We start from the raw sequence: 24,227 nt of genomic DNA on the forward strand, positions 1-24,227 counted from the left end.
GTTCGCGGCCCTCCCCGCGAACCGGCGATCATCGTGCCGACCGGCTCGAACGCGGCCCGGAGCGCTCTCAGAAAGTTTTCAGGGGATGCTCAGCCGAGCCGCAGCGGAAGCGCGGATGATGGCGAGATGGCAGCGACAACGCAGAGCGAGGCACGGCTACTGGTCGTCGAGGACGACCCGAACATTCTCGAGCTGCTCTCCGCCAGCCTGCGATTCGCCGGCTTCGACGTGGCCACCGCCACCAGTGGGAGCGCGGCGGTCAGCGCGGCGAAGGAGCGGCGACCCGACCTGGTCGTGCTCGACGTCATGCTGCCCGATCTCGACGGGTTCGAGGTGATCCGGCTGCTCCGCGAGGGTGGCACCCGTACCCCCGTGGTCTTCCTCACCGCCCGGGACGCCACCGACGACAAGATCCGTGGGCTGACCCTGGGCGGCGACGACTACGTCACCAAGCCGTTCAGCCTGGAGGAGTTGACCGCCCGGATCCGGGCGGTGCTGCGGCGTACGGCCACCGGCGAGCACGCGCCCTCCCGGCTCACCTTCGCCGACCTGGAGTTGGACGAGGAGACCCACGAGGTGCACCGGGCCGGCAAGCGGGTGCAGCTCTCGCCGACCGAGTTCAAGCTGCTGCGCTACCTGATGCTCAACGCCAACCGGGTGCTCTCCAAGGCGCAGATCCTGGACCACGTCTGGAACTACGACTTCCGGGGCGACGACAACATCGTGGAGTCCTACATCTCCTACCTGCGGCGCAAGATCGACACCACCCAGCCCCGGCTGATCCACACGCTTCGCGGTGTGGGGTACGTGCTGCGCAAGCCGGCGGCGTGAATGTCGCCCTGCCGCTGAAGGGGCGGCTCCGCGCCACCCCGCTGCGGGTCAAGCTCGTCGCCGCCGTACTCGTCCTGGTCGCCGCCGCACTTGTGGTGATCAGCGTGATGACCGCCTTCTTCCTGCGCAGCTATCTGGTCGGCCGGATCGACGACGAGTTGGCGAGCTTCTCCCGCGACGCGAGCGAGCAGAAGGTCGACCGGCTCTACGAGGACGTGGTGACCGGCCGCAGCGCGTTGCCGACCGACTATCTGATCGTGAGCGCCGACCGGCAGGCCGGGGTCTTCCGCCCCCTCTACGACCAGGCACTCGACCCGAGCAACCTGCCCGGGGCGCTGGCCGACCCGAACTGGTACGAGCGGCACGCCGACGGCGAGTTCTTCACCGCCTCGTCGACGGATCACCGGTTCCGCTGGCGGATGATGGTCGTCCAGTGGCCCAGCGGCAGGTTCCTGGCGGTCGGGCAGCACCTCACCGACGTCGACCTGGCGGTCAAGGAACTGATCTGGATCGACGTACTGGTCGGCGGCTCGGTGTTGATCACGCTCGCGGCGGCGGGGGCGGCGATAGTGCGTACCAGCCTGAAACCGCTTGTCGAGATCGAGCGGACCACGGCGGCCATCGCCGGCGGCGACCTCTCCAGACGAATACCCGATCCGGAGCCGGGCGAGGCGGAGGCTAAAACCGAACTCGGCCGGCTCTCCCGGGCGCTGAACACGATGCTCAGCCAGATCGAGGTGGCCTTCACCGCCCGGGCCGCCTCCGAGTCCGCGGCCCGGGCGGCCGAGGTGAACGCCCGTAGCGCGGCGACCGCAGCCCGCAACGCCGCACTCGCCGCCCAGGCGTCGGAAACCCGGGCGCTGCGCTCGGAGGAGCGGATGCGGCAGTTCATCGCGGACGCCTCGCACGAGCTGCGTACCCCGCTGACCACCATCCGGGGCTTCGCCGAGCTGTACCGGCAGGGTGTCACCGGCTCACCCGAGGACACCGCCCGGCTGATCCGGCGGATCGAGGACGAGGCGGCCCGGATGGGCCTGCTCGTCGAGGACCTGCTGCTGCTGGCCCGGCTCGACCGGGAACGGCCGTTCACCCTGGCACCTGTGGAGTTGCCGGTGCTGGCCAGCGACGCCGTGCAGGCCGCCAAGGTGGTCGCACCGGACCGCCCGATCAGCCTGGAGATCGAGCCCGGCGCCGGCTCGCTCGTGGTGCTCGGCGACGACGCCCGGCTGCGGCAGGTGCTCGGGAACCTGATGACCAACGCGCTCACCCACACCCCGCCGGAGGCGGCGGTGACGCTGCGGCTGCGGGCCGACCGGGACGACGCGGTGATCGAGGTCGCCGACACCGGGCCGGGGCTCTCGGCGGAGCAGGCCGAGCGGGTCTTCGAGCGGTTCTACCGGGCGGACGCGGCACGGACCCGTTCCGCGGGTGGTGGGGTCAGCACCGGGCTCGGGCTGGCCATCGTCGCGGCCCTGGTGGCGGGGCATAACGGCAGCGTCGAGGTGGTTGACACCCCGGGTGGCGGTGCCACCTTCCGGGTCCGGCTGCCGCGTGCGCCGGAGACCTCGGAGGAGCCGGAGATCTCCGAATCGATCGACGTGCAGTAATTCCCAGCCAACATTCAGGCAGGTTCAAGGTACGTCGCAGAGCGAGGGGGCAAGGTAGGGCCATGAGCGACTTCGAGACCGACCCGCAGCGGCGGCCGGTCACCGCCGACCGCGAGCACTCGCATCCCACCGCCGAGCTGCCGCGCGACGACCGCGGGCAGTCCGACGCCGGCGCCTCGACCGCCGACCCGGCCGCCCCGGCCAGCACCCCCAGCACCCCCAGCACTTCCGCCGGCTCCGGCGACCCGACCGCCAGCTTCGCCGCCACCGGTGCCACGGACGGCGCCCCGTCCGGCGAGCGCACCGAGCCGTCGACCGCCGTACCGCCGGGCGGCGAGCAGTACCGCACCGGGGCGTACCCGGCGACCGGGCCGATTGCCGAGCAGCCGTACAGCGGAGTACCCGCGTCCGGGCAGCCGTACGGCGGCGCGCCCGCCTCCGGGCAGCCCTACGGCGGCAACCCGTACGCCGGCCACCCGTACGCCGCAGCGCCCGCCTCCGGCCAGCCGTACAGCCTCCCGCCCACCGGGCGGCCCGGTGACGCGCAGCCCGGCAGCCCGTGGCAGGGGCCGGCCGGCGGCCAGCACCACTCGCCCTGGGCGCTGGGGTACCCGGGTGCCGGTGCGCCGCAGCACGGCGGACCGGTACCCCCGCCCTGGGCCAGCCCGGGCGCTCCGGCACCGGGGCGCTCCGGTCCCGGCCGGGTCGGCCGGGCCGTGGCGGTCGGAGTGGCGGCGCTGGCCCTGATGGTCGGCTCCGGCATCGCCGGCGGTGCCATCGCGACGGCCCTGGACGACGACTCGCCGACGATCACCAATCGCACCTACTCGGCGGCGCCGGTGATCAACTCGGCCGACCTGCCGAAGATCGCCGCCCAGGTGCAGGACAGCGTCGTGTCGATCAGCACGGGCAGCTCCGAGGGCTCCGGCGTGGTGATGAGCGCCGACGGCTTCGTGCTCACCAACAACCACGTGGTGGCGAGCGCCAACGGCGGCACCGTCAAGGTGTTCTTCGCCGACGGCAAGAACGCCGACGCGAAGGTGATCGGCACCGACCCGAAGACCGACCTGGCCGTGGTGAAGGCCGAGGGCGTCTCCGGACTGTCCGTCGCGAAGTTCGGCGACAGCGACGCGATGCAGGTCGGCGACCAGGTCCTGGCGCTGGGCAGCCCGCTCGGCCTCCAGGGCTCGGTGACCGCCGGCATCATCAGCGCCCGGGACCGGACCATCCGGGCCGGTGGCGAGGGCGAGCAGCAGAACCCGTTCGAGCAGCCGAGGCAGGGCGCCAGCTCCATCTCCGGCCTGCTGCAGACCGACGCGCCGATCAACCCGGGCAACTCCGGCGGCGCGCTCGTCAACACCAAGGCGGAGGTGATCGGCATCAACACCGCGATCCTCACCGCCGGCCAGGGCAGCGGCAACATCGGCGTCGGCTTCGCCATCCCGAGCAACAAGGCCACGGCGGTCGCCGAGGCACTCCAGCGCGGCGAGAAGGTCAGCCACCCGTCCCTCGGGGTCCAGGTCACCCCGGCGGAGAACGGCGGGGCGCTGATCAGCGGCGTTCTGCCGAACAGCCCGGCGGCTAAGGCCGGCCTCCAGCAGGGCGACGTGGTGACCCAGTTCGGTGACCGGAAGGTCGGCGACGCCGACGATCTGGTCGGCGCCGTACAGGCCGGCAAGGTGGGTGACCAGGTGCAGGTGACGTACACCCGAAACGGGGTCGAGAAGACCGCAACCGTGACGCTCGCCGAGACGTCGTAAGGAGAGAGCGACGTACGCTTCGGAGTAGACCTTTCGCACGGGGGAGGCAAGCCTTCTCCCCCAGAGCGGCGGGCGACGTGACCAAGGGGGTTGGTCAGGTCGCCCGCCGCTCCCTTTCCCGGCCCCGCCGTTCCGTTCTTCCGTGCCGCCTCACCTGCTCGGGGTGAGCCGGGGTCACCCCGAGCAGGGCGAACATCGGGGTTGGTCTGGCAGGCACTTCGGGTCTTCGACGTCGACGACCCGGACGACCCGGGGGAGGGACGGCGATGAGCACCGCGACCATGGCGCGCAGCGACACCGACATCCAGCGTGACGTGCTGGCCGAACTGGCCTGGGACGCCCGGGTGCGGGCCAGCGAGGTGGGGGTGTCGGTCTCCAGCGGCATCGTCACGCTGACCGGTTGGGTGGACAGCTACGCCAAGAAGTGGGCCGCCGAGCGCATCGCGCACCGGATCCGGGGCATCCGGGCGGTCGCCAACGACATCGAGGTACGCCTGCCGGGTACGGCCGAACGCACCGACACCGACATCGCGACGGCGGCGAGTCGTGCCCTGGAGTGGGACGCCTTCGTACCCGTCGACCGGATCCAGGTGACCGCCGCCAACGGCTGGCTGACCCTGCGTGGCGAGGTCGAGCGGGGCTACCAGAAGCGGGCCGCCGAACGGGCCGTACGCCGGCTGACGGGGGTACGCGGGGTGACGAACCTGATCGCCGTACGGCCGACCGGCGACCTGAGCGAGCAGGACGTCAAGCGGGAGATCCGGACCGCTCTCGCCAGGCGGATCGACATCGACGCCGGCCGGATCGAGATCGATGTCGACGAGGGGACCGTGGTGCTCACCGGTGAGGTGCGCTCCTGGCTGGAGCGGGAGGAGGCGGAACGGGTGGCCTGGGCCGCGCCCGGGGTGGGTGAGGTCGAGATGCGGCTACGCCTCGCGACCTGACCCGTGTCCGCTCCTTCGCAACCTGACCGGGGGAGGACCCCTCCGTGACCACGAACCCGTCCGAGCGGGCGCGACCGGCGCGCCCGCTGCGTATCGCGATGATCGTTCCGCCCTGGTACGAGCTGCCGCCACCCGGCTACGGCGGACTGGAACAGGTCTGCTCGGCCCTGGTCGACGGGCTGGCGGCCAAGGGGCACGAGGTGACCCTCTTCGGCGCGGGGACCGGTACGGGCACCGCCGCGCACTTCGTCGGGACCGTACCCGAGTTGCAGCACCACCGGCTCGGCCAGGCCCTGCCGGAGTTGGCGCACCTGGCCCGGGTCAACCGGATGATCTCGCCGGAGTCGTTCGACATCGTGCACGACCACACCACCGTCGGCCCGTACGCCGCCGACCGCTCCGTGCCGACCGTCTCCACGGTGCACGGCAAGCCGACAGGTGAGCTGCGGGAGGTGCTCGCCGACGTCGACCCGAAGGTCGGGCTGGTGGCGATCTCGCACACCCAGCGCCGGCTGGCGCCGGAACTGCCCTGGGTTGCCACCGTGCACAACGGGATCTCGACCGGCAACCTGCTTACCAAGTCGGTGCCGGGGCTGGGGCCGGTGCTCTGGCTGGCCCGCTTCAGTGCCGACAAGGGGCCGGACCTGGCCATCGAGGCATGCCGGGCGGCCGGCCTGCCGCTGGTGCTGGCCGGCAAGTGTGACGAGCGGTCGGAGCTGCGCTATCTCGAACAGGTAATCGAGCCGATGCTCGGCCCGGACGTCACGGTGCTGCGCAACCCGGATCGGGACGCCACGGTACGGCTGATGCTCGCCGCCCGCTGTCTGATCATGCCGATCCGCTGGGAGGAGCCGTTCGGCATGGTGATGGTGGAGGCGATGGGCACCGGCACCCCGGTGGTGGCGTTGGACCGGGGTGCCGTACCGGAACTGATCCGGCACGGTGAGACCGGGCTGATCTGCGCCGACCCGTCCGAGCTGGGGCCGGCGCTGCGCGAGGTGTCCCGGTTGGACCCGGCCGCCTGCGTGGCGCACGTCCGCCGGGAGTTCTCGGCCGAGCGGATGGCCGACGACTACGAGCGGGTCTATCGGTCCTTCGTCGAGCCGGGTCTCGAACCCCAGGTCAGGCCGGCCTCCGCTCCGACCGGCGCCTGGTGAGACCGCCGAGGCGCTTGATTTCGGGTACGACGTCAGCCACGCTCCCTGTCGGGTAGTGGACGCGAGCGCGTGAGGGTGGCATCGGCGCCTTACTCTGCATGCCGCAGCGGGACGCGGAGGGCAGGGGTCGGTGGCCGTCGTCGAGAGCCGGGTGAGCGTCTGGGAGGCCCTGGCCGGCCGTGCTCCGGGAAGTCCGCTGGGGCCGGCCGACTCGGGGCTCTGGACGGCTGTCGTCGAGCGGCTGAACCCGGCGCGGGCCCGCCCGGTGCTGCGTCCCGGCATCGAGTGTGCCGAACTCGTCTCGGTCCGGGGTGTCTCCTACGTGATGCTCCGCTCGCCGGATTCCCGGGGCGACGCCTGCTATCTGCGGCTCTCCCCGGAGGAGTGGCGGCTGGCCGAGCTGATGGACGGGTCCCGGACCGTCGCCCGGCTGGTCGCCGAGTTCGCCCGGATCGCCGGCCGGCTGGCCCCGGACCAGGTCACCCGGGTCGTCGCCGACCTGGCCGGCAACCGGATGCTCGCCGAGTTGCCGGTGGACGCGTTCCGGCCGCTGGACCGGGTGCACCGTCGGCCCTGGCCGCTGCGGATCGGCCGGGGGCTGCTCGCCGTCGCCAGGGGGCAACGCACGGTGGTGGCCGATGTGGACCCACTGGTCGACCTCGCCTACCGGGCCGGTGGCCGGCTCCTCTTCACCCGGGTCGCCGCCGGGCTGCTCGGCGCGGTGGCGATCGCCGGGCTGCTGCTCTTCGGCTGGACGTGGTGGGCCGGCGACCAGTCACTCTTCCTCACCGACGGCTCCTACGCGGCCGGCGCGGCGGTACTGGTCGGGTTGAACGTACTCGCGCTGGCCTGCCACGAACTCGGCCACGCGCTCGCCACCAAGCACGCCGGACGGCGGGTGCCGGCCGCCGGCTTCCTGGTCTACTTCGGCATCCCGTCGGTGTTCGTCGACACCACCGACGTCTGGATGGCCGGTCGCCGGGCCCGGATGCTCACCACCGCCGCCGGCCCGGCCGCCGGGCTGATCCTGGCCGGGCTCGCCCAGCTCGTCGGGCTGCTGGTGCCGGAGGCGGCACCGTGGACGTTCAAACTCGCCTTCGCCTGGTATCTGAACGCGCTGTTCAACCTCAACCCGTTCCTGGCGCTGGACGGCTACTACCTGCTGATGGACTGGTTGGAGATCCCCAACCTGCGCGCCCGGGGACTGTCCTATGTGCTGGGCCGGCTGCGCCGCAGACCGCCCCGCTGGTCGCAGCTCGACCGGGAGGGCCGGATCGTCGCCCTCTACGGCACCCTGGCCCTGCTCTGGCTGGTCGTCGCGGTGAACGTCGGCTGGCGGATCTGGACCGACCGGGTCGCCGGGCTGGTACTCGGACTGTGGCGGTCCGGCTGGCCGTCCCGGCTGCTGCTGGTCGCCGTGGTCGCCGGCCTGGCCGCCCCGCTGGTCTATCTGGCGGCGGGCTGGCTCACCCGGCGGATCCGGCGGGTACGCGACCGCTGGGCGCAACGGCAGCAGCGGCTGGACCTGCCCCGTCGACTGGACGCGCTGCGGAACTCGCCGCTGGGCAGGCTGCCCGAGGCGACCCTCGCCGAGCTGGCCCGCGCGGCGAGCTGGGTACGGCCGGGTACCGGAGCACAGCTGGTCTTCGCCGGGGCCGCGCAGTCGACCGTCTTCCTGGTGGTCGACGGTGTGATGGAGGGCCGGCGGCCCGGCGATCCGGGTGGCCTGGTCCGGCAGCGGCTCGGTCCGGGCGGGGTGATCGGGCTGGCGAGCGCGCTCACCGGGGCTCCGGCGACCCTCGACTGGCACACCGCCGGGACGCTCCTGCTGGGGTTGCCGGCCTCGGCGGTGGTGACCGGGATCGGGCCGCTGCCCGGACCGCCGCCGTCCGACCGGGCCGAGGCCGAGGCGCTCTTCGCCGAGGCACCGGCGCTGCGCGGGCTGAGTCACGAGGACCGGCTGAGTCTTGTCTCCAGCGCCCGGGTGTCGACTGTCGTCGCCGGTGACCCGATCGTGCTGGCCGGGCCGAACGACGCGGTGGTGGTCGGGTCCGGGGTGATCGAGTTGCCGGACGGCACCCAGCTGCGCCGGGGGACCATGATCGGTCCGGCCGGTGAGGGCGAGCCGGGTACGGTGGCGACGGCCCGTACCCCGGTCCGGGTCTGGGCGCTGCCGGCCGTCACCGGGCTGCCGACGCTCTTCGGTGCCCCCGGCGCGACACCCCTGCCGGCCGAGCCTGGTGCACCGGGCAGCGCGCCCCGGGCCGGCGTACATCCCGACGGGGGCTATCCGCCGCTGGCCGCGCCACCCGGGCCGCCACCGCCGGACGCGGATCCCGAGGTGGACCGCGGGTTCGAGCGGAAACTCCGGTGGCTGGTCCTGCTCCTGCTGCTGCTGGCACTGCTCAGCACGGCGGGCAACCTGGTCCCCGGCCCGGCCTGGGCGGAGATGCCGAGCGACCGGGCACTGCTGCACGCCGAATCCGGTCGGGTCGACGCGACGGTGGACGGCCGGAGCGTACGGCTGGCCGAGGGAGACCGGCTCTACGTCTCCGAGGGGGACCAGATCCGGGTACCCGCCCGGTCCCGTGCGCTGCTCACCTTCCGGGGCGGCGCCACGACCGTCTTCTGCGCCGGGTCGCGGGCGGTGCTCGGAGCACTGTGGAGCGACGGAGGCCGCGAGGTGACCCCGCACGGCCGGCTGACCCTGGACACCGGTCGGATGATCGCCGACACCGGGAGCCCGAGCAGTGCCTTCGCGCCGCTGTCGCTGCTGGTGAACCGGGCCGGTGGCGGGATCGGCAACCGCGGTGCGGCCCGGTACGCGGCCTGGACCAGGGGCATCGAGGTCTCCACCGGCGAGGTACGGGTCACCGGGATACGCCAGCCGGAGCAGCGCCGCCCGCTCGCCTGCGGTGCTGGTACGACGCCGGACGGCACCGGACCCTCCCCGACCGGTACCCCGGACGACCCGTCGTCGACGACTCCCGGCCCGCCGGTACCGACGCCGACGCCGACGCCGTCCCCGTCCGCGTCGCCGGGCACGCCGGGGCCGACGCCGAGCACTCCGGGCAGCGCCCCGACCCGGACCCCGAGCACGCCGGGCACCGTCCCGACCACCACCGGTCCACCGCGCACCCCACCCCGCACCACCCCACCGCCCACCACCGCCCCGCCGACGACACCGCCCAGGGACACCGCCGGACCGACCTTCACCGGTGTCTTCGCCAAACCGACGAGCATCTCCCGACCGTCCTGCTCGGGCAGCGGTGTGGCCACGATCGGTGGCTCGGTGGCCGACAACGTCACGCCGGCCTCCGAGATCAGGGTCTCCGCGAGCTGGTCCTTCGGGGAGGACGAGGGCGGGACGGTGCAGCTCGAACGGTCGGGCGGGTCGTTCCAGGGTGACGTCGTCGTCCCCTACACCCGGGCGAACAGCGGCGGCGGAACGGTCCGGGTCGACATCGGCGCCGTGGACGCCGCCGGAAACGACTCGGGAACCGGTCTGACGATCACCCTGGAAGCGTGCGGCTCGGCACCGTCGTGAGGAGTTTCTAGTGCTCTGTTGGTTCTGTCCGAAAGCGGCGCGCGGCGGGTGCCGGTTCTGCGGGCGCGGCGTCTGCGAGGACCATGCCCGGTTCGGCCCGTACCTGTTGCAGGTGCACCGCTCGGAGGCGCGCGGCCGGACGGAGGCGGTGGTGGTGGAGGACGCCCTCCAGTGCGGCACCTGCCGGCCCCGGCCGCAACCGGTACCCATGCCGGAGCTGGACTGAGCGGTCGGCACCGGCCGGCCGGGCGATGCCGGGCGGTGGCGGGACGCGGCTAGCCTGAGGGCGCCCGGCGTGTTGAGGAGGCGACCGTGAGTGACTTCGACGACGTACTGGAACGGCTTGTCACCGATCCCGCGTTCGCTGCCTCGCTCGCCGCGGATCCGGTCGGTGCCCTGGCCGGCTACCGTCTCGACGCCGACGAACTGGCGCTGCTCCAGCTCCAGATCGGCGGCACCGACGGGCAGCACCGCGTCGAGACCCGGGCCAACCAGTCAAGCGTGTTCGGCATGTTCACCCCGCTCGCCGGGCTCGCCGGGGCGTTGCCCGGCATCGGCGAGATCGGTACCACCGGACTCGGGACCAGCGGACTCGGACCGGCCGGCAGTTCCGGTACGGCCGGTTCGAGCCTCGCCCAGGGCTTCGGGGCGGCGGCCGACCCTGGCCAGGCGGTGCCACCGCTCGCCGAGGTGCCGGGCTGCGCCGCCCCGGGCAGTGCCGGCGTGGGTGGGCTGACCGGGCTCGGCGACCAGATCGGCCGGGAGATCGGGACGGCCACCGACGGGGCGCTGGCCCAGCCGACGGGCGGGCTGGCCGGCGCACTCGCCGACCCGGACGGCGGGCTCGCCGCCGCGCTGGCCGACGCCGAGGTCGGGTTTGGACCGGCGCCGGGGGCCGGATCAGGGTCCGCGCCGGAGGTCGGGTTCGGGGCCGCACCGGCGGCGACAGCGCCGGCCGAGATGGGGCTCGGACCCGCCGGCCCGGATCCGGGTACCCCGGCGGAGCCGGCCGTACCGGAGGGCTACCGGACCCGGGTCGACGTCGACGGCGACGGGGACTGGGACCGGCACACCCTGCGGGGCCGGGCCGACGGTGGGGTGGACATCCTGGTCGACCTCGACCGGGACGGCCGTACCGACTTCGTCGGGCACGACCTGGACGCCGACGGGCTGGTCGAGATCAGCGAGTACGACCGGAACCGCGACGGCTTCTTCGAGAAGCGGATGTACGACGACGACGGCGACGGCTGGATGGACCGGACGGTACGGGCCGAGCCGCCCCCCGCCGACAGCGCGTACTGACCCTCCGCCGGGACAACACATCTCCCGGTGTCGTGGCATCATGCCGTCCGGCGCACCGCGCCGCCGTCCGGCGCAACGGGACTGGCGCATTTCCCACCGGCCCCCGACGATGGCGACAGGAGGTGGTCGCCGTGGTCAGCATCACCACCGACCGGCTGACGAAGGTGTTTTCCGACGGGACCGTCGCGGTGGACGGCGTGAGCATCGAGGTCGGCTCGGGAGAGTTCGTCACCCTGCTCGGCCCGACGGGCTGCGGCAAGTCGACGATCCTGCGACTCGTCGCCGGGCTGGAGGAGCCGACCAGCGGGCGGGTACTCATCGACGGCGAGCCGGTCACCGCCGGGCCCGGCCCCGACCGGCAACTGTCGATGGTCTTCCAGGACTACGCGCTCTATCCACATCTGACGGTCGGCGAGAACATTCGCTTCCCGTTGAGCCTCAACCCGGAGTCCTCGACCGACATGTCCGCCCGGGTCACCGAGATCGCCACCCAGCTCGGCATCACCGGGCTGCTCGACCGCAGGCCCGGGCAGCTCTCCGGCGGGCAGCGGCAGCGGGTGGCGATGGCCAGGGCGATGGCGGGGGAGTCCCGGGCCTTCCTGCTCGACGAACCACTCTCCAACGTGGACGCGGGGCTCCGCGCGGAGCTGCGTACCGAGCTGGCCGCCCTGGCCCGCCGGCTGGAGATGACCACCCTCTACGTGACGCACGACCAGGTCGAGGCGATGACCATGGCCGACCGGGTGGCGGTGCTGCGCCGGGGGAGACTCCAGCAGATCGGGCCGCCGGGTGAGGTCTACCGGGATCCGCAGACCCTCTTCGTGGCGGCCTTCCTCGGTACGCCCCGGGCGAACCTGCTGCAAGCCGCCATCTACGCACCCGACGGCGGCGTACTGCTCGACCTCGGCTCGCAACTCATCGAACTGCCGCCCGACGATCCCCGGGTACGCCCGCTGCGTGCCCGGCACACCGAGCGGGTCACCTGCGCGCTGCGGGCCGACGCGCTGCGCCCGGTGCCGGAGCCGTCGGGTCTGGCGCCGGTGCTGCGCGGTGTGGTCCGGTTGGTGGAGAACCTCGGCCACGAGGCGCTGGTGCACGTGCGGACCGACACGGTGCCGACCCCGTCCGGGCAGGCCAGCCTGGAGCAACCGACCAGCGGAGCGCACCTGTCCGAGTTGCTCGCCGACGACCTGCCGACCGGGCACCCGGTGCGGGACCGGCTGGCCCGGATGATCCCGCACCCCCGAACGGAGCAGCCGCCCCCGACGGCCCGCACCGAGTACGGCTTCTACCCGGTCTACGACCCGGAGCTTCGCGACGATCCGGCCGACGCCGGTGAGGTGGTGGTCCGGGTGCCGATGCCGGTGCTGCCCCGGGTCGGTGAACCGATCACGCTCGCGGTCGACCTGGACCAACTGCTGCTCTTCGACGGTGCCGGCGAGCGGATCCGCCTCGGTTGACGGCCCAGCCCGGCCGTCCGGAGCAGCGCCGGGCCGGTCAGGCCGGCGGTGTCGGCCCGGCCGCGTCCGAGAGGAGGTCCCGGACCCGCATCAGCGCGAACCCGAGCAGGTTGAGCCCGCGCCACCGGTCCGGGTCGGTGCACCGGGGATCGTCGGCGGCGAGCCCGATGCCCCAGATCCGGTCGATCGGACTGGCCTCGACGAGGATCCGGTCACCGCTGCCGAGCAGGTACTCGCGGAGATCGGGATGCTGGCCGAACTTCGCCAGGTTGCCCGCCACGACCAGCTCGAACCGGTGCTCGTCCCAGCGGGCCTGGTCGAAGCCGCGTACCCGCTGACCGAGCGCCTTGGCCGCGCCCGGCGTCGGTGCCCGGAGGATCCGGTCGGCAGTCGCGGTGTCGTCGAACAGCCGGGCCTTGCCGGCCATCATGAAATGCTCGGCGGTGGCGTACCGGACGTCGTCGACGACGAACGGGGCGGGCCACCACTGACTCAGGCAGCCGGATCCGATCGTGCCGCCCGCCCCGGCTGGTGTCCCCAGAAGAAGAGGTACTTCGGTCGCACGCCGCCGGCCAGCAGCGTACGGAGTTCGTCGACGGTGCGGGGCGGTGGCGTACGGGTGACCATGGTTGGCAGCGTGGCAGACCGTCGGGTCCGCGTACCACAGGTTTCGTGCCGGGAACCCCTGACCGGGGGCGGCTCCGGCCAGGGCGGGTCACACCGCGCGGGCCAGCCGGAGCAGGGCGGCGTCGAGCAGTTGCGCGTACTCGGGTGAGATCGAGCCCTCGTGGCGACGGACCGTCACCTTGTCGCGTAGCAGTGTCACCTGACCGGCCAGGTCGGCCGTCGCGCCTCCCGCGTCGGCCCGGAGGTTGCGGAGCTGGTTGCGCAGGTCCACCCCGGCGTGGTCGTGGATCTCGTTCGCCGCCAACCCGTCGTCGACGATCTGGTAGAGCTGCGCCATGACCTCGCTGACCGGCGGCGGCGGGATGTTGGGATTGTCTTCCGCGTCCGGTCGCCTGCCCGGGGTGGTCGCGGCCGGCGTCGCGGGCGTGGACGGCACGGGCGCCGGGGTGGCGGCCGGGGTGGACGGTCCGCTCCCGTCCGGTCCGGCGGTCGTCGCCCCGGTCGTCGGCCGCGACGCCGGCTCGTCGCCGAGCGCGGAGATGATCACAACGGTGACGGTGAGTGCGACAAGCACGGCGGTGGCAACCAGCAGGACCCGCCCCGGCCGGGGCGGTTCGCCCGCCGGATCCGCCCGGTCGGGCGGCGACAACGGCAACTCCGGCTCCGTCGCGGGTCGATCCCGGGGCGCGACCCGTGGCCCCGCCGGGTCGACCGGCGAACGCGGCCCCGGCGCCGCCGCCGGAGCGTCCGACCGGAACGCCGGAACCTCCTGCCGACCCGCCGCGCCGCCGTCCTGCCAGGCCGCCGCGCCGTCCTGCCAGGCCGCTGGGCCTGTCTGGGCGGCTGCCGGATGCGGCGGCGCGACCACCGGCTCCGGGGCCACCGGTGCCGGGCCTGCCGGAGTCGCCCGCACCGCCGCCTCCACCGGCGCAACCTGCGGCTGCCCCGGCGCAACCTGCGGCGGCTGCCCCGGCGCGGCCTGTCCTGCCTGCACCTGCTGGGCCTGCCCCGGCACGACCTGCACCGGCATGACCTGCGCGGCCTGCAGCTGCGCGGTCTGCGCTGCCTGCATCGGCGGTGCCTGCGCGATCTGCGCCGACCGCACCGGCGCGGCCTGCGCCAGTGCCGCGGAGGTAGCCGGCATCGCCATGCCCGGCGACAGGGACGTCACCGCCGGCACCGGACCGGGCCGGAGGTGGCTCAGCACCGCACGTCGCGGGTCGGTGGCCAGCAGTTGCTGGCGCAGCAACTCGCCGACCTGTGCCGCCGTCGGCCGCTGCACCGGATCGCGGGCCAGACAGCGCAGGCAGACGTCCGCCACCGCCTGCGGGAGATCGGGTACGCCGACCAGCGTCGGCTCGGTCCCCGCCTCCAGCGCCCGGGTCAACTCCTCCCAGGTCTCGGCCGGGAACGGCACCCGGCCGGTCAGCGTCTCGTGCAGCAGTACGCCCAGCGAGTACGTGTCCGTCGCCGGTTGGGCCGGAAGCCCGTCGAGCCGCTCCGGTGCGACGTACGCCGGAGTGCCGAACGTCTCGCCGTCCTCGTCCTCGTCCGGGGCGCCGACCTGGGTGGCGATGCCGAAGTCGAGTACCTTCGCTCCGGTCGCCGTCATCATGATGTTGGCCGGGGTGATGTCCCGGTGCACGATGCCGAGCCGGTGTGCGGCGGCCAGCGCCTCGGCCACCTGGGCACAGATCTCCACCGCCGTCGGCCAGGGAAGCGGGCCGGCGGTGAGTTCGGCCTTCAACTCCTCGCCGGTAAGCAGTTCCATCACCACGAAGGCGGTGATCCCGCCGTCCGGCCCGAGAGTCTCGCCGTAGTCGTGCACGGCGGTGACGTGTGGGTGTACGAGCTGCGCGGCTGCCCGGGCCTCCTCGCGCACCATCTCCCGGAACTTGGCGTCGGCGGCGAGTGACGCGGCGAGCACCTTCACCGCCACCACCCGGTCGAGCACCTCGTCGCGGGCACGCCAGATCACCGACATGCCGCCGGCACCGATCCGGTCGATGAGCCGATACCTCCGGGCGAGCAGGCCGCCCGCCTGCAACGCTGCCATTGTTGGTCGCACCTGCCTGGGAAGTCGGGGGTCGCATCAGGCTGTGTGGGGGGTCGTATCAGGCTCCGTGACTGGCTACCTCATGTCAACGACGGTCCAGCAGCCGGACGCGGCCAGGTTGTCAAGGCACCCGCGGAACGCCGTCGGTGGCCACGTTTACCTACGACCGGGCACACGTATCGATGGACGGTACCTCCGGTGCGCCGAACGGTCGTCGATGTCGTGGGTACCGGAGGCCGCCCAGCGGGTCGGGATGGGCTGCCCGTGCCAGGATGAAGGTCATGGTCGGCGGTCCGGTGGCGTTCGTGCTCGGCGGTGGTGGGGTGCTCGGCGCCGTCGAGGTCGGCATGCTGCGGGCGCTGTTCCGGGCCGGCATCCATCCGGACCTGGTGCTCGGCACCTCGATCGGGGCGGTGAACGGCGCACTGGTCGCCGCCGACCCCTCCGAGGCGGTCACCGACCGGCTGGTCCGGCTCTGGGCCTCACCCGAGGCGAGCGAGGTCTACGGCGACTCCATCGCCCGGCAACTGCGCCGCTTCGCCGCCCGGACCCACCTGCACTCGCCGCGCCCGCTGCGCCGCCTACTGGAGGTCGAACTCGGCGAGCGCACCACATTCGCGGATCTCAAGGTGCCGTTCCGGTGCTGCGCGGCGAGCATCGAGCGAGCCGCCGAACACTGGTTCCGTACCGGCCCGCTGGTGCCGGCGGTTCTCGCCTCGGCGTCCGTACCCGGGCTGCTGCCGCCGGCCCGGATCGACGGCGAGCACTACGTCGACGGTGGGATCGTCAACTCGATCCCGATCGGCGAGGCGGTGCAGGCCGGCGCGAAGCAGATCTTCGTGCTCCAGGTCGGCCGGATCGAGCGGCCGTTGACCCCGCCCCGCCGACCGTGGGAGATCGCCCAGGTCGCCTTCGAGATCGCCCGTCGGCACCGGTTCGCCAGGGAGATGGCGGCGCTGCCGGACGACGTGGACGTACACGTGCTGCCGACCGGCGGGCTGGGGCCCCGGGACGACACCCCGTGGGCGTACCGGGACATGGCGGCGGTGGGCCGGCGGATCAGTCGGGCGTACACGGCGTCCCGGCGCTACCTGAGCGAACACGTGAGCCACGGCTGATGCCGCTGCCACCGAGGTGGGTCCGGCGAGTCGTGCTCGCTCCCGGTACGGTGCTGCTCGCCGTACTTGTGGTGACGACGCTGCCGATCTGGCTGATCCTCGCTGCCGCGGCCTCGCCGCTGGTCCCCGGCTACCTGCGCCCGCTCCGGGTGCTCTGGGTGGGAATCGTCTACCTGGTCTGGGACGCCACCGCGCTGGTCGCGATGTTCGGGCTCTGGGTCGGCTCCGGCTTCGGCTGGCACAAGCGTTCCCCGGGGTTCCAGCGCGCCCACTACGTACTCGCCGGCTGGTTTCTCACGGTGCTGTTCTGGCAGGCCCGGTGGACGCTGCGGCTGCGCATCGACGTCGTCGGCACCGATCCGGACACGGCGCTGCCGGGCCGCCCCGAGCTGGTGCTCTGCCGGCACGCCGGGCCGGGCGACTCGTTCATCCTGATCCACGCGCTGGTCAACTGGTTCAAGCGGGAACCGAGGATCGTGCTGAAGGACACCCTCCAGTGGGATCCGGCGGTCGACGTACTGCTCAACCGGCTGCCCAACCGGTTCATCGCGCCCCGGCACCGCCGCGAGACCCGGGTCGGCCCCGACGAGCAGCTCGGCCCGCCCCGGGAGAGCATGGTCGAGCAGATCGGCCACCTCGCCCGCAACCTCGACGAGAACGACGCCTTCGTGATCTTTCCCGAGGGTGGCAACTTCACGCCCCGGCGGCGGCGCCGCGCCATCGACCTGCTCCGGGCCCGTGGCCTCGACGACATGGCGGAGCGGGCCGAGGCGATGCGGCACGTCCTGGCGCCACAGCCCGGCGGGGTGCTCGCCGCCCTCGACGCCGCCCCCGACGCCGGGGTGATCTTCGTCGCGCACACCGGGCTGGACCGGATGCTCACCGTCGCCGACGTGTGGCGGGAACTGCCGATGGACAAGCGGATCGTGATGCGGTTCTGGTCGGTACCCCCGGAGGAGGTGCCGAAGGAACGCCAGGAGCGGATCGACTGGCTCTTCGACTGGTGGGCCCGGATCGACGAATGGGTCGATGCACATCGGGGCGACACCGATCCGGCGTAGGGTGCGCGGCGTGGACCAGATCTGCATCGTGACGACAGTGGTGGACGCGCGGGCGGTCGCCGACGTGCTGTCCGCCGCCGCGGTCGCCGGCCGGCTGGCGGCCTGCGCGCAGGTGACCGGGCCGGTGGAGAGCACCTACTGGTGGGAGTCGCGGATGGAGACCACCCGGGAGTGGACGGTGGTCTTCAAGACCGCCCCGGACCGGGTGGAGGCCCTGATCGACCAGGTACGGGCCGCGCACCCGTACGAGGTGCCGGAGGTGCTGGTGACCTGGGTGGAGGGCGGCAACCCGGACTACTCGACCTGGCTGCACGAGCAGACCCGTCCCTGACCCGGCCCCGCCCTCGCACGAGCGGAGGTCAACCAGCGGGAGTGACGAATTCGGGCTGGTCGAGCACCCGCAACCAGCTCCCGTCCGGCTGCCGGCGGACGACCTGGGCCCGGGCACCCGCCCCGTCCCCGGGTGGGGTCGAGGTGAGCGCGATGTCGCCGCTGACGAGCGTCGGCAGCGGCTGCTCGGGCTCGAACCGGGGACGGTTGGCCAGCACCTCCGCCCAGAGCGCCTCGATCGCCGCCCGGCCGACGGTCTGGGCACCGGGCGGGTACGCCAGCACCGCGTCCTCCTCGTAGAGCGCGGCGACACCTGCCGCGTCCCCGGCGTTGGACCGCTCGACGAACAGCCGGGTGATGTCCTCGGGCCGCATCGCCTTCTCGTACTCCGGCACGACTGCCTCCTCAACCTGCGCTCTCGCTGCTCACCTCCACGCTGCCGGCAGGAGAGTCAGAAGTCCAACAGATGGTTCTACTGGGATCTAGAATCTCCAGTTATGGAGCTACGCCAGCTCGAATACTTCGTGGCGGTCGCCGAGGAGCGGAGCTTCACCCGGGCCGCCGAGCGGGTGCACATCAGCCAGTCCGGGGTGAGCGCCCAGATCCGCCAGCTCGAACGCGAGGTCGGCGCCGAACTCTTCGACCGCTCGGCCCGGACCGCCACCCTCACCACCGCAGGCAAGGCCGCGCTGGACCACGCCCGGGTCGCCCTCGCCGCCGCCGAGGCGATGAGTCAGGCCGTGGGCGAGGTGACCGACCTGATCCGTGGCCGGGTCACCGTGGGGATGGTGATCGGCTGCACCATCATCCCGCTGTTCGAGGCTCTCGCGGCGTTCCACCGGGCGTACCCCGGGGTGGGGATCTCGCTGCTGGAGGGGAACTCCGACCGGCTTGTCGACGAGGTACGCGGCGGCGCCCTCGACCTGGCCCTGGTCGGAAGCGCGGCAACCGAGCCGAGCGGGCTGGAGTCGCTGACGATCGTCAGCGAGCGGCTGGTCGCGGTGCTGCCGCCTGACCACCCGCTGGCGGAGCGGCACACGCTCACCCTGCGCGACCTTGGCGCGTACCCGATCGTCTGCATGCCGGTCGGCACCGGCCTGCGTACCGTCTTCGACCGGGCCTGCGCCGCCAGGGACGTCCGCCCCGCGATCACGCTGGAGGCCAGCGCCGGGGCCGCGATCGCCGACCTCGCCGCCCGAGGGCTCGCGGTCGGCATCCTCAGTGTCTCGATGGCGGACGCCTTCGGCGACCGTCTCACCGCCCGGGTCATCGACGACGCGGAGTCGCCGGCACAGCTCGCGTTGGTGTGGCGGCCCCGGCACGGCCCCGCGGTACGCGAACTGCTCACCCACGCCAAGCGGGCGTTCGCCCGGTAATCGAGGCATTCGGCGAGCCAGGAAGCGGTTGGCTCGACCGTGACCAGCGGAGGGCCGCCCCCGCTCCGGGGCGGGCGCCACCGGCACGGGCGCGGATACCCGCACCGGAATAGGTACGCGCACTCTGTGAACCGGGCCGGCCGTGGACGATCATGGCACCGTGACCGCTTCCACGAACACGTACCCCTGCCCGGTCTGCGGGGCCGGTGCCGACCTGGTGACCGGTTGTCGGGGCTGTGGCCGGGGACCGGACCCGGCCGCCGCCGAGGTGATCCGGCTCGGTGCCGAGATCGTCGCACTCGGTGCGCGGGTGGAACAGGCGCGGCAGGCGTACCTCGGTCTCGACGCCTCGTTGTGGCAACTGCGCCGACGCCGCGACGCGCTGGCCCAGCAGGTCCGGGCAACGGCCGTGCCGGCCCGGGTTCCCGTGGCCGCGCCGGTCGGAGCGCCGACGGGCGGCGGTCCCGGCGCGCCGGCCGCCGTCAGCGCGTCCCGGCCGCAGCCATCGCCGGCTCCCACTCCGGTACGCCCGGAAGCCTCCACCCGGACCGTGCAGAACGTCCTCTTCATCCTCGGCGGGCTGCTGGTCGGTACGGCGGCGATCGTCTTCACCGTGTGGGCCTGGGCCACGGTCGGGGTGGGCGGCCGGGCACTGATCCTCGGCGCGCTGACCGGGCTGGCCCTGGCCGTGCCGGTGCTGGCGAAGTGGCGCGGGTTGACCGCCACCGCCGAGACCTTCGCGGCGCTCGGCCTGCTCCTGGTGGTGCTCGACGGCTACGCCGGGTGGAGCGTGGACCTGTTCGGTGTGGCCGGCTGGCCGGCGGTCCGGTACGCGGCACTGGTGTTCGGGGTCGCCGCGGTGGTGGCGGGGGGTTACCACCGACTGACCCGGCTCGCCGCACCCGCGTTCGCCGGCCTGCTGCTGCTGCAACCGGTGATCCCGCTGCTCGCCTACGACGCGGGCTTCGGCGCCGCCGGCTGGACGCTGGCGCTCGCCGGACTGGCGGCGGTCAACCTCACCCTGACCCGGGGGCGGGTCGGCGACGGACCGGCGGACCCGATCGGCGTGGCCCGCCGGTCCGTCGCCTGGGTGGGATTCGGGGTGGCCGGGCTCGCCTCGGCGCTCTGCGGGACGCTGGCGGTGGTCACCACGGACGGTCCGCTGGCCGTGCTCGCCGGTGGGCCGCTGCTGGTGGCCGCCCTGCTGCCGGTCGCCGCTGCCCTCCGGCTGCGCAGCACCGCCGCCGGGGTCGGTGCGTCCGTCGTCCTCGTCGTGGTGCTCGCGGTGGCGCTGGTCCGGGCCGCCGCCGAAACACCGGCGCCGCTGCTCGGCTCGGCCGCGGTCATCGTCGTGCTGCTCGCCGCCGCCATCGTCGGCACCGCCCGGCTGCTGCCGGCCGGGCTCCGGGTCGGGCCCCGGGCCGGCGGGCTGGTCGTGGCCGGCGCTCTCGCGGTGCTGACCGGCTCGATGGCGCTGGTGGTCGCGGTGGCCGTCGCGCTGCGCTCCCAGCCGGCCTGGCAGGCGAACCTGACCGCCCGGTCCGGTCCGTTCGACTGGCAGCTTCCGGTGGCGCTGGTGCTGGCCACGGTGGCGATCGTCCTGCTCGGCCGGCGGCGGGACCGGTCACTGGTACTGCTGGCAGGTGCGGTGCTCACGGTGCTGGCGGCACCGGCCGCGCTCGCCCTGCCCTGGTGGCTCGTCGCCGTGCTGGATCTGCTGCTGGCTGGCGCGTTCGCCATCGCCGCCGCCTGGCCGGGCCGGTCGACGCGCTCGGCCCTGCCGATGGCGGTCGCCGCCGCGCCGCTGGCCGGGCACGCGGTACTCGTCGGGCTGGCCCGGCCGGCCGGTGCCGCAGTCGTCTGCGGCACCCTCGTACTGCTGGGGGTGGCGGTCGCGCTGGCCGCACTCCGTCCCGCCGCCGCCGTCTCCACTGCGGAAACGACTGACACCGGCACGGCACCCGTACCTGTGTTGCGCCGGGTGGTGGGCGGCGGCGGGCTCGCGACGGCGGTACTCGCCGCTCCGGCGACCGTCCTGCTGGCACTCTTCGCCGCCGGGGTGTCCCCGGGATGGCAGGCGCGGGCCGTACTGGCCAGCGCCGTGCTGCTCGCCGTCGGGCTGGTACCGGTGCGCCGGGCGGTTGCGCACTACCAGCCGTACGCCAACGCGGCGTTGGCGACCGTCGCGCTGGCGGTCGGCCTGGCACCCGGGCTGCCCGGCGTCGGCGAACCCGCCGGCCCGTACGCCGCCGGGGCGCTGCTGCTCAACCTCGGCATCTGGCTGTCGGGGCGGGGTCGACCGCCACGACCGGACGGGACCGCTGCGCAGCGGACGGCAGCCGTACCGGCCCCGGCCTCGGTACCGGCCCTGGTCTCCGGGGCGATCCTGCTGGTCCGGGCCGCCGTGGTGGCGGTACCTGCGGTGCTGGCCGTGCTCGTCGCCCCGTACGGCTGGCTGGGCCGGATCTGGTCGGGTCCGCCGGCCGAGGTCGGGCTGCATCCGAGCGGGATCGGCGTCGACCCGGCCGACTGGCGGCTGGACGGTGCCGGCACGCTGACGCTGCTGCTGCTCACCGCCGCGGCGGTGGTGGCCGGCTGGGCGAGGTGGCGCAGTGTCCAGGCAACGGTGCTGGTGGCGGCACCACTCGCGGTCGGCACCGCGCTTGTCGGGCTGGTGGCCGCCGGGGCGCCCTGGCCGGTGGTACCCGCGTCGAGCCTGCTGGCGGGGGTGGCCGGCGCGCTGCTCGTGGCGCTGCGGCTCGACGGCGCTCGTCGGGTCTGGCTGGCCCCGGTGGGGGTGGCGTTCGCGGCGGCGGGTCTGGCCGGACTGTTGCCGACCAGGCCGAGCACCCTCGCCGGGCTGGCGCTCGTCGGCGCGGCCGGGGTGACCGCCGGGGCGCTCGGGCGCACCTCGGCGGCCCGGGTGGCGGGCTGGCTGACCGGTGTCGGCGGCGCGGCGACGCTTGCCGCCACCGCCACGCTCGCCGCCGATCTGCCGCTGCGGATCACCGCGCTGGCGGTGCTGGGCGTCGCCGCGCTGGCCCTGGCCGGCAGCACGCTGCTGGCCGGGATGGCGGGGCCGGCTGCGGCGGTGCCGGGCCGCCGGGTGGAGGCGGTCGCCGTCGAGGTGGCCAGCCACACGACCGCCACGATCGCGCTGCTGCTGACCGCCGGCGAGATCCGGTACGCGGCGCCGGTCTGCACGCTCTGGGGTGTGGCGCTGGGCCTGCGCGCCCTGCGTCCGGGCGAGCCGATGGCGTACCGCTGGGTGCGGGCGGCAGCCGCGGGCACGGCGGAACTGGTCGCCGCCTGGCTGCTGCTCGGCTCCGCCCGGGTGGCGCTGGTCGAGGCGTACACCCTGCCGGCGGCGGTGCTCGGGCTGCTGGCCGGCTGGCTGGCGCTGCGGGCCTGGCCGGGGCTGACCAGCTGGGTGGCGTACGGCCCGGGGCTCGGTGCCGCGCTGCTGCCGAGCCTGGTCTCGGTACTGGTCGCCGGTGACCAGCCGTGGCGGCGGCTGCTGCTCGGCGCTGGTGCCCTGCTGGCGGTACTGGCCGGTGCCCGGTGGCGGCGCCAGGCGCCGGTGGTGTTCGGCGGCGCCGTTCTGACCGTACTCGCGCTGCGGGAGATGGTCGACGTGTGGGACCGGCTGCCCCGGTGGATCTTCCTGGCGGTCGGCGGGTTCGCCCTGATCGGCCTTGCGATGACCTACGAGCGGCGGCGTCGCGACCTGCGCCGGCTGCGCGCGGCGGTCAACCGGATGAGCTGACCGGCGTGTCGAGCCGGCGGTGGCCGGGTACGCAGTGGTGCTAGCACTACCCCCGATACGGGGGCTTCCGGGGTTACTGTCCGCAACCTTCCCCCGGAGACTGGAGATCAGCGCTCCGCCGACCGGCGTGGCGAAACGCGATGTAGGGAGCTACAGATGGCGGTCCTCGCTGCCGTGCCCGAGCCGGAGGCCCGTCGAGGTAGTGATTACTCACGGTTATCTCGACGGATCAGCGCGGCGGGTCTGATGGAACGCCGGACCGGCTGGTACGTGGCCCGGATCGCTCTCACGATCGGGCTCTTCGTCGCCGGCTGGGTCGCCTTCGCAGTGGTCGGCGACTCGTGGTGGCAGATCCTGGTGGCGGTCTTCCTGGCCGGTGCCACCACCCAGGTCGCCTTCCTCGGGCACGACGCCGGGCACCGGCAGATGTTCCGGCACCGGCGGGCCAGCGAACTGGCCGGGCTGTTGGCGGGCAACCTGGCGGTCGGGCTCAGCTACGGCTGGTGGATCGACAAGCACAACCGGCACCACGCCAACCCCAACCACGAGGATGACGACCCGGACGTCGGCGCGGGGGCGCTGGTCTGGACCGACGAGCAGGCTCGGGCCACCAGGGGCTTCGGACGGTGGCTGGCACAGCGGCAGGCGTACCTCTTCTTCCCGATGCTGCTGCTGGAGGGGCTGGCGCTGCACGTCTCCAGCGTCCGGGCGCTCACCGACGGTACGCCGATGCGCCGCCGCCGGGCCGAGGCGGTGCTGCTGGCCCTGCACGCGGTCGGCTACCTGGGTGCACTCTTCACCGTGCTCTCCCCGGGCAAGGCGCTGGTCTTCCTCGCCGTCCACCAGGGGCTGTTCGGGCTCTACATGGGCTGCTCGTTCGCGCCGAACCACAAGGGCATGCCGGTGGTGACCGCCGAGGACGACCTCGACTTCCTGCGCAAGCAGGTGCTGACCTCGCGCAACGTCCGGGGCGGGATACTGGTCGACTTCGCGCTGGGCGGCCTCAACTACCAGATCGAGCACCACCTGTTCCCGAGCATGCCCCGGGTGAACCTGCGGCGGGCCCAGCCGATCGTCGCGCGGTACTGCGAAGAGCACGGCATCCCGTACGAGGAGACCGGGCTCTTCGACTCGTACCGCCAGGCGCTGCGGCACCTGCACTCGGTCGGCGCCCCGCTGCGGGCGGAGGGGGCCGCGGCGCGCGGCAGCGCCGGTTAGGTACGACGGTCAGCGGATCGTGGGGTGGCCCTGGGCGGGGCCGCCCCACGAAGCGCGGTCCGGAGCG

General features: G+C 73.7%; 17 protein-coding genes and 1 pseudogene. 15 read left to right on the forward strand and 3 right to left on the reverse strand.

Annotated features, from left to right (window positions below):
- Positions 1-126 precede the first annotated feature (126 nt).
- The 9 genes from CLT71_RS28290 (at position 127) to CLT71_RS28330 (ending at position 12,608) form a co-directional block, all read left to right on the forward strand.
- Positions 127-831, forward strand: coding sequence for a response regulator transcription factor (locus tag CLT71_RS28290; protein ID WP_101369786.1), 705 nt, complete (start codon positions 127-129; stop codon positions 829-831).
- Positions 828-2,438, forward strand: a complete 1,611-nt coding sequence (locus tag CLT71_RS28295; RefSeq protein ID WP_486483496.1) for a sensor histidine kinase — start codon at positions 828-830, stop codon at positions 2,436-2,438. The genes CLT71_RS28290 and CLT71_RS28295 overlap by 4 nt, the downstream gene beginning before the upstream one ends.
- A gap of 62 nt (positions 2,439-2,500) precedes the next feature.
- Positions 2,501-4,198: a trypsin-like peptidase domain-containing protein gene (locus tag CLT71_RS28300; protein ID WP_101369787.1), complete on the forward strand. Its 1,698-nt coding sequence runs from the start codon at positions 2,501-2,503 to the stop codon at positions 4,196-4,198.
- A 266-nt stretch (positions 4,199-4,464) separates the two neighbouring features.
- Entirely contained in the window at positions 4,465-5,142 is a 678-nt protein-coding gene (locus CLT71_RS28305; RefSeq protein WP_101369788.1) for a BON domain-containing protein, read from the forward strand.
- Positions 5,143-5,186: 44 nt separating this feature from the next.
- The gene (locus CLT71_RS28310; protein WP_486483497.1) at positions 5,187-6,299 is read left to right on the forward strand and encodes a glycosyltransferase family 4 protein; all 1,113 of its coding nucleotides are present in this window, start codon (positions 5,187-5,189) and stop codon (positions 6,297-6,299) included.
- A gap of 130 nt (positions 6,300-6,429) precedes the next feature.
- Positions 6,430-9,846, forward strand: a complete 3,417-nt coding sequence (locus CLT71_RS28315; RefSeq protein ID WP_199187749.1) for a cyclic nucleotide-binding protein — start codon at positions 6,430-6,432, stop codon at positions 9,844-9,846.
- A 10-nt stretch (positions 9,847-9,856) separates the two neighbouring features.
- Entirely contained in the window at positions 9,857-10,072 is a 216-nt protein-coding gene (locus CLT71_RS28320; RefSeq protein ID WP_101369789.1) for a hypothetical protein, read from the forward strand.
- Positions 10,073-10,158: 86 nt separating this feature from the next.
- Positions 10,159-11,148 carry a hypothetical protein gene (locus CLT71_RS28325; protein WP_101369790.1) on the forward strand — a complete coding sequence of 330 codons (990 nt, stop codon included), beginning with the start codon at positions 10,159-10,161 and terminating at the stop codon, positions 11,146-11,148.
- A gap of 131 nt (positions 11,149-11,279) precedes the next feature.
- Complete coding sequence (locus CLT71_RS28330) at positions 11,280-12,608, forward strand: ABC transporter ATP-binding protein (protein WP_101371866.1); 1,329 nt, start codon at positions 11,280-11,282, stop codon at positions 12,606-12,608.
- Between the two features lie 37 nt (positions 12,609-12,645).
- On the opposite strand, the pseudogene ybiA reads toward CLT71_RS28330, so the two are convergent.
- Together ybiA and CLT71_RS37570 are read right to left on the reverse strand one after the other, a co-directional pair.
- Positions 12,646-13,235, reverse strand: a pseudogene (gene ybiA, locus CLT71_RS28335) (riboflavin biosynthesis intermediates N-glycosidase).
- A gap of 88 nt (positions 13,236-13,323) precedes the next feature.
- Entirely contained in the window at positions 13,324-15,291 is a 1,968-nt protein-coding gene (locus tag CLT71_RS37570; protein ID WP_101369791.1) for a protein kinase domain-containing protein, read from the reverse strand.
- A gap of 281 nt (positions 15,292-15,572) precedes the next feature.
- Here CLT71_RS37570 and CLT71_RS28345 point away from each other — a divergent pair, with 281 nt between their 5' ends.
- The 3 genes from CLT71_RS28345 to cutA are packed head-to-tail and all read left to right on the forward strand — an operon-like array spanning position 15,573 to position 17,801.
- Positions 15,573-16,409, forward strand: coding sequence for a patatin-like phospholipase family protein (locus tag CLT71_RS28345; RefSeq protein ID WP_101371867.1), 837 nt, complete (start codon positions 15,573-15,575; stop codon positions 16,407-16,409).
- Positions 16,409-17,470 carry a 1-acyl-sn-glycerol-3-phosphate acyltransferase gene (locus CLT71_RS28350; RefSeq protein WP_101369792.1) on the forward strand — a complete coding sequence of 354 codons (1,062 nt, stop codon included), beginning with the start codon at positions 16,409-16,411 and terminating at the stop codon, positions 17,468-17,470. The genes CLT71_RS28345 and CLT71_RS28350 overlap by 1 nt, the downstream gene beginning before the upstream one ends.
- 10 nt (positions 17,471-17,480) lie before the next feature.
- Positions 17,481-17,801 (forward strand): divalent-cation tolerance protein CutA, encoded by a 321-nt coding sequence (gene cutA, locus CLT71_RS28355; protein ID WP_101371868.1) that lies wholly within the window; start codon positions 17,481-17,483, stop codon positions 17,799-17,801.
- A gap of 28 nt (positions 17,802-17,829) precedes the next feature.
- Here cutA and CLT71_RS28360 read toward each other — a convergent pair whose 3' ends face one another.
- On the reverse strand, positions 17,830-18,174 hold the full coding sequence (locus CLT71_RS28360) for a nuclear transport factor 2 family protein (protein ID WP_199187962.1): 345 nt from the start codon (positions 18,172-18,174) through the stop codon (positions 17,830-17,832).
- Between the two features lie 123 nt (positions 18,175-18,297).
- Between CLT71_RS28360 and CLT71_RS28365 the strand changes: the two genes are divergently transcribed.
- The 3 genes from CLT71_RS28365 to CLT71_RS28375 all read left to right on the forward strand — a co-directional run bounded on the left by CLT71_RS28365 (position 18,298) and on the right by CLT71_RS28375 (position 24,160).
- Complete coding sequence (locus CLT71_RS28365) at positions 18,298-19,176, forward strand: LysR substrate-binding domain-containing protein (RefSeq protein WP_101369794.1); 879 nt, start codon at positions 18,298-18,300, stop codon at positions 19,174-19,176.
- 160 nt (positions 19,177-19,336) lie between these two features.
- Positions 19,337-22,942, forward strand: coding sequence for an SCO7613 C-terminal domain-containing membrane protein (locus CLT71_RS28370; RefSeq protein ID WP_101371869.1), 3,606 nt, complete (start codon positions 19,337-19,339; stop codon positions 22,940-22,942).
- Between the two features lie 156 nt (positions 22,943-23,098).
- A complete protein-coding gene (locus tag CLT71_RS28375) occupies positions 23,099-24,160 on the forward strand; it encodes an acyl-CoA desaturase (RefSeq protein ID WP_101369795.1) in 1,062 nt (353 codons plus the stop codon).
- The last annotated feature ends 67 nt before the right edge of the window (positions 24,161-24,227 follow it).

It is taken from the genome of Plantactinospora sp. CNZ320, assembly GCF_002846275.1.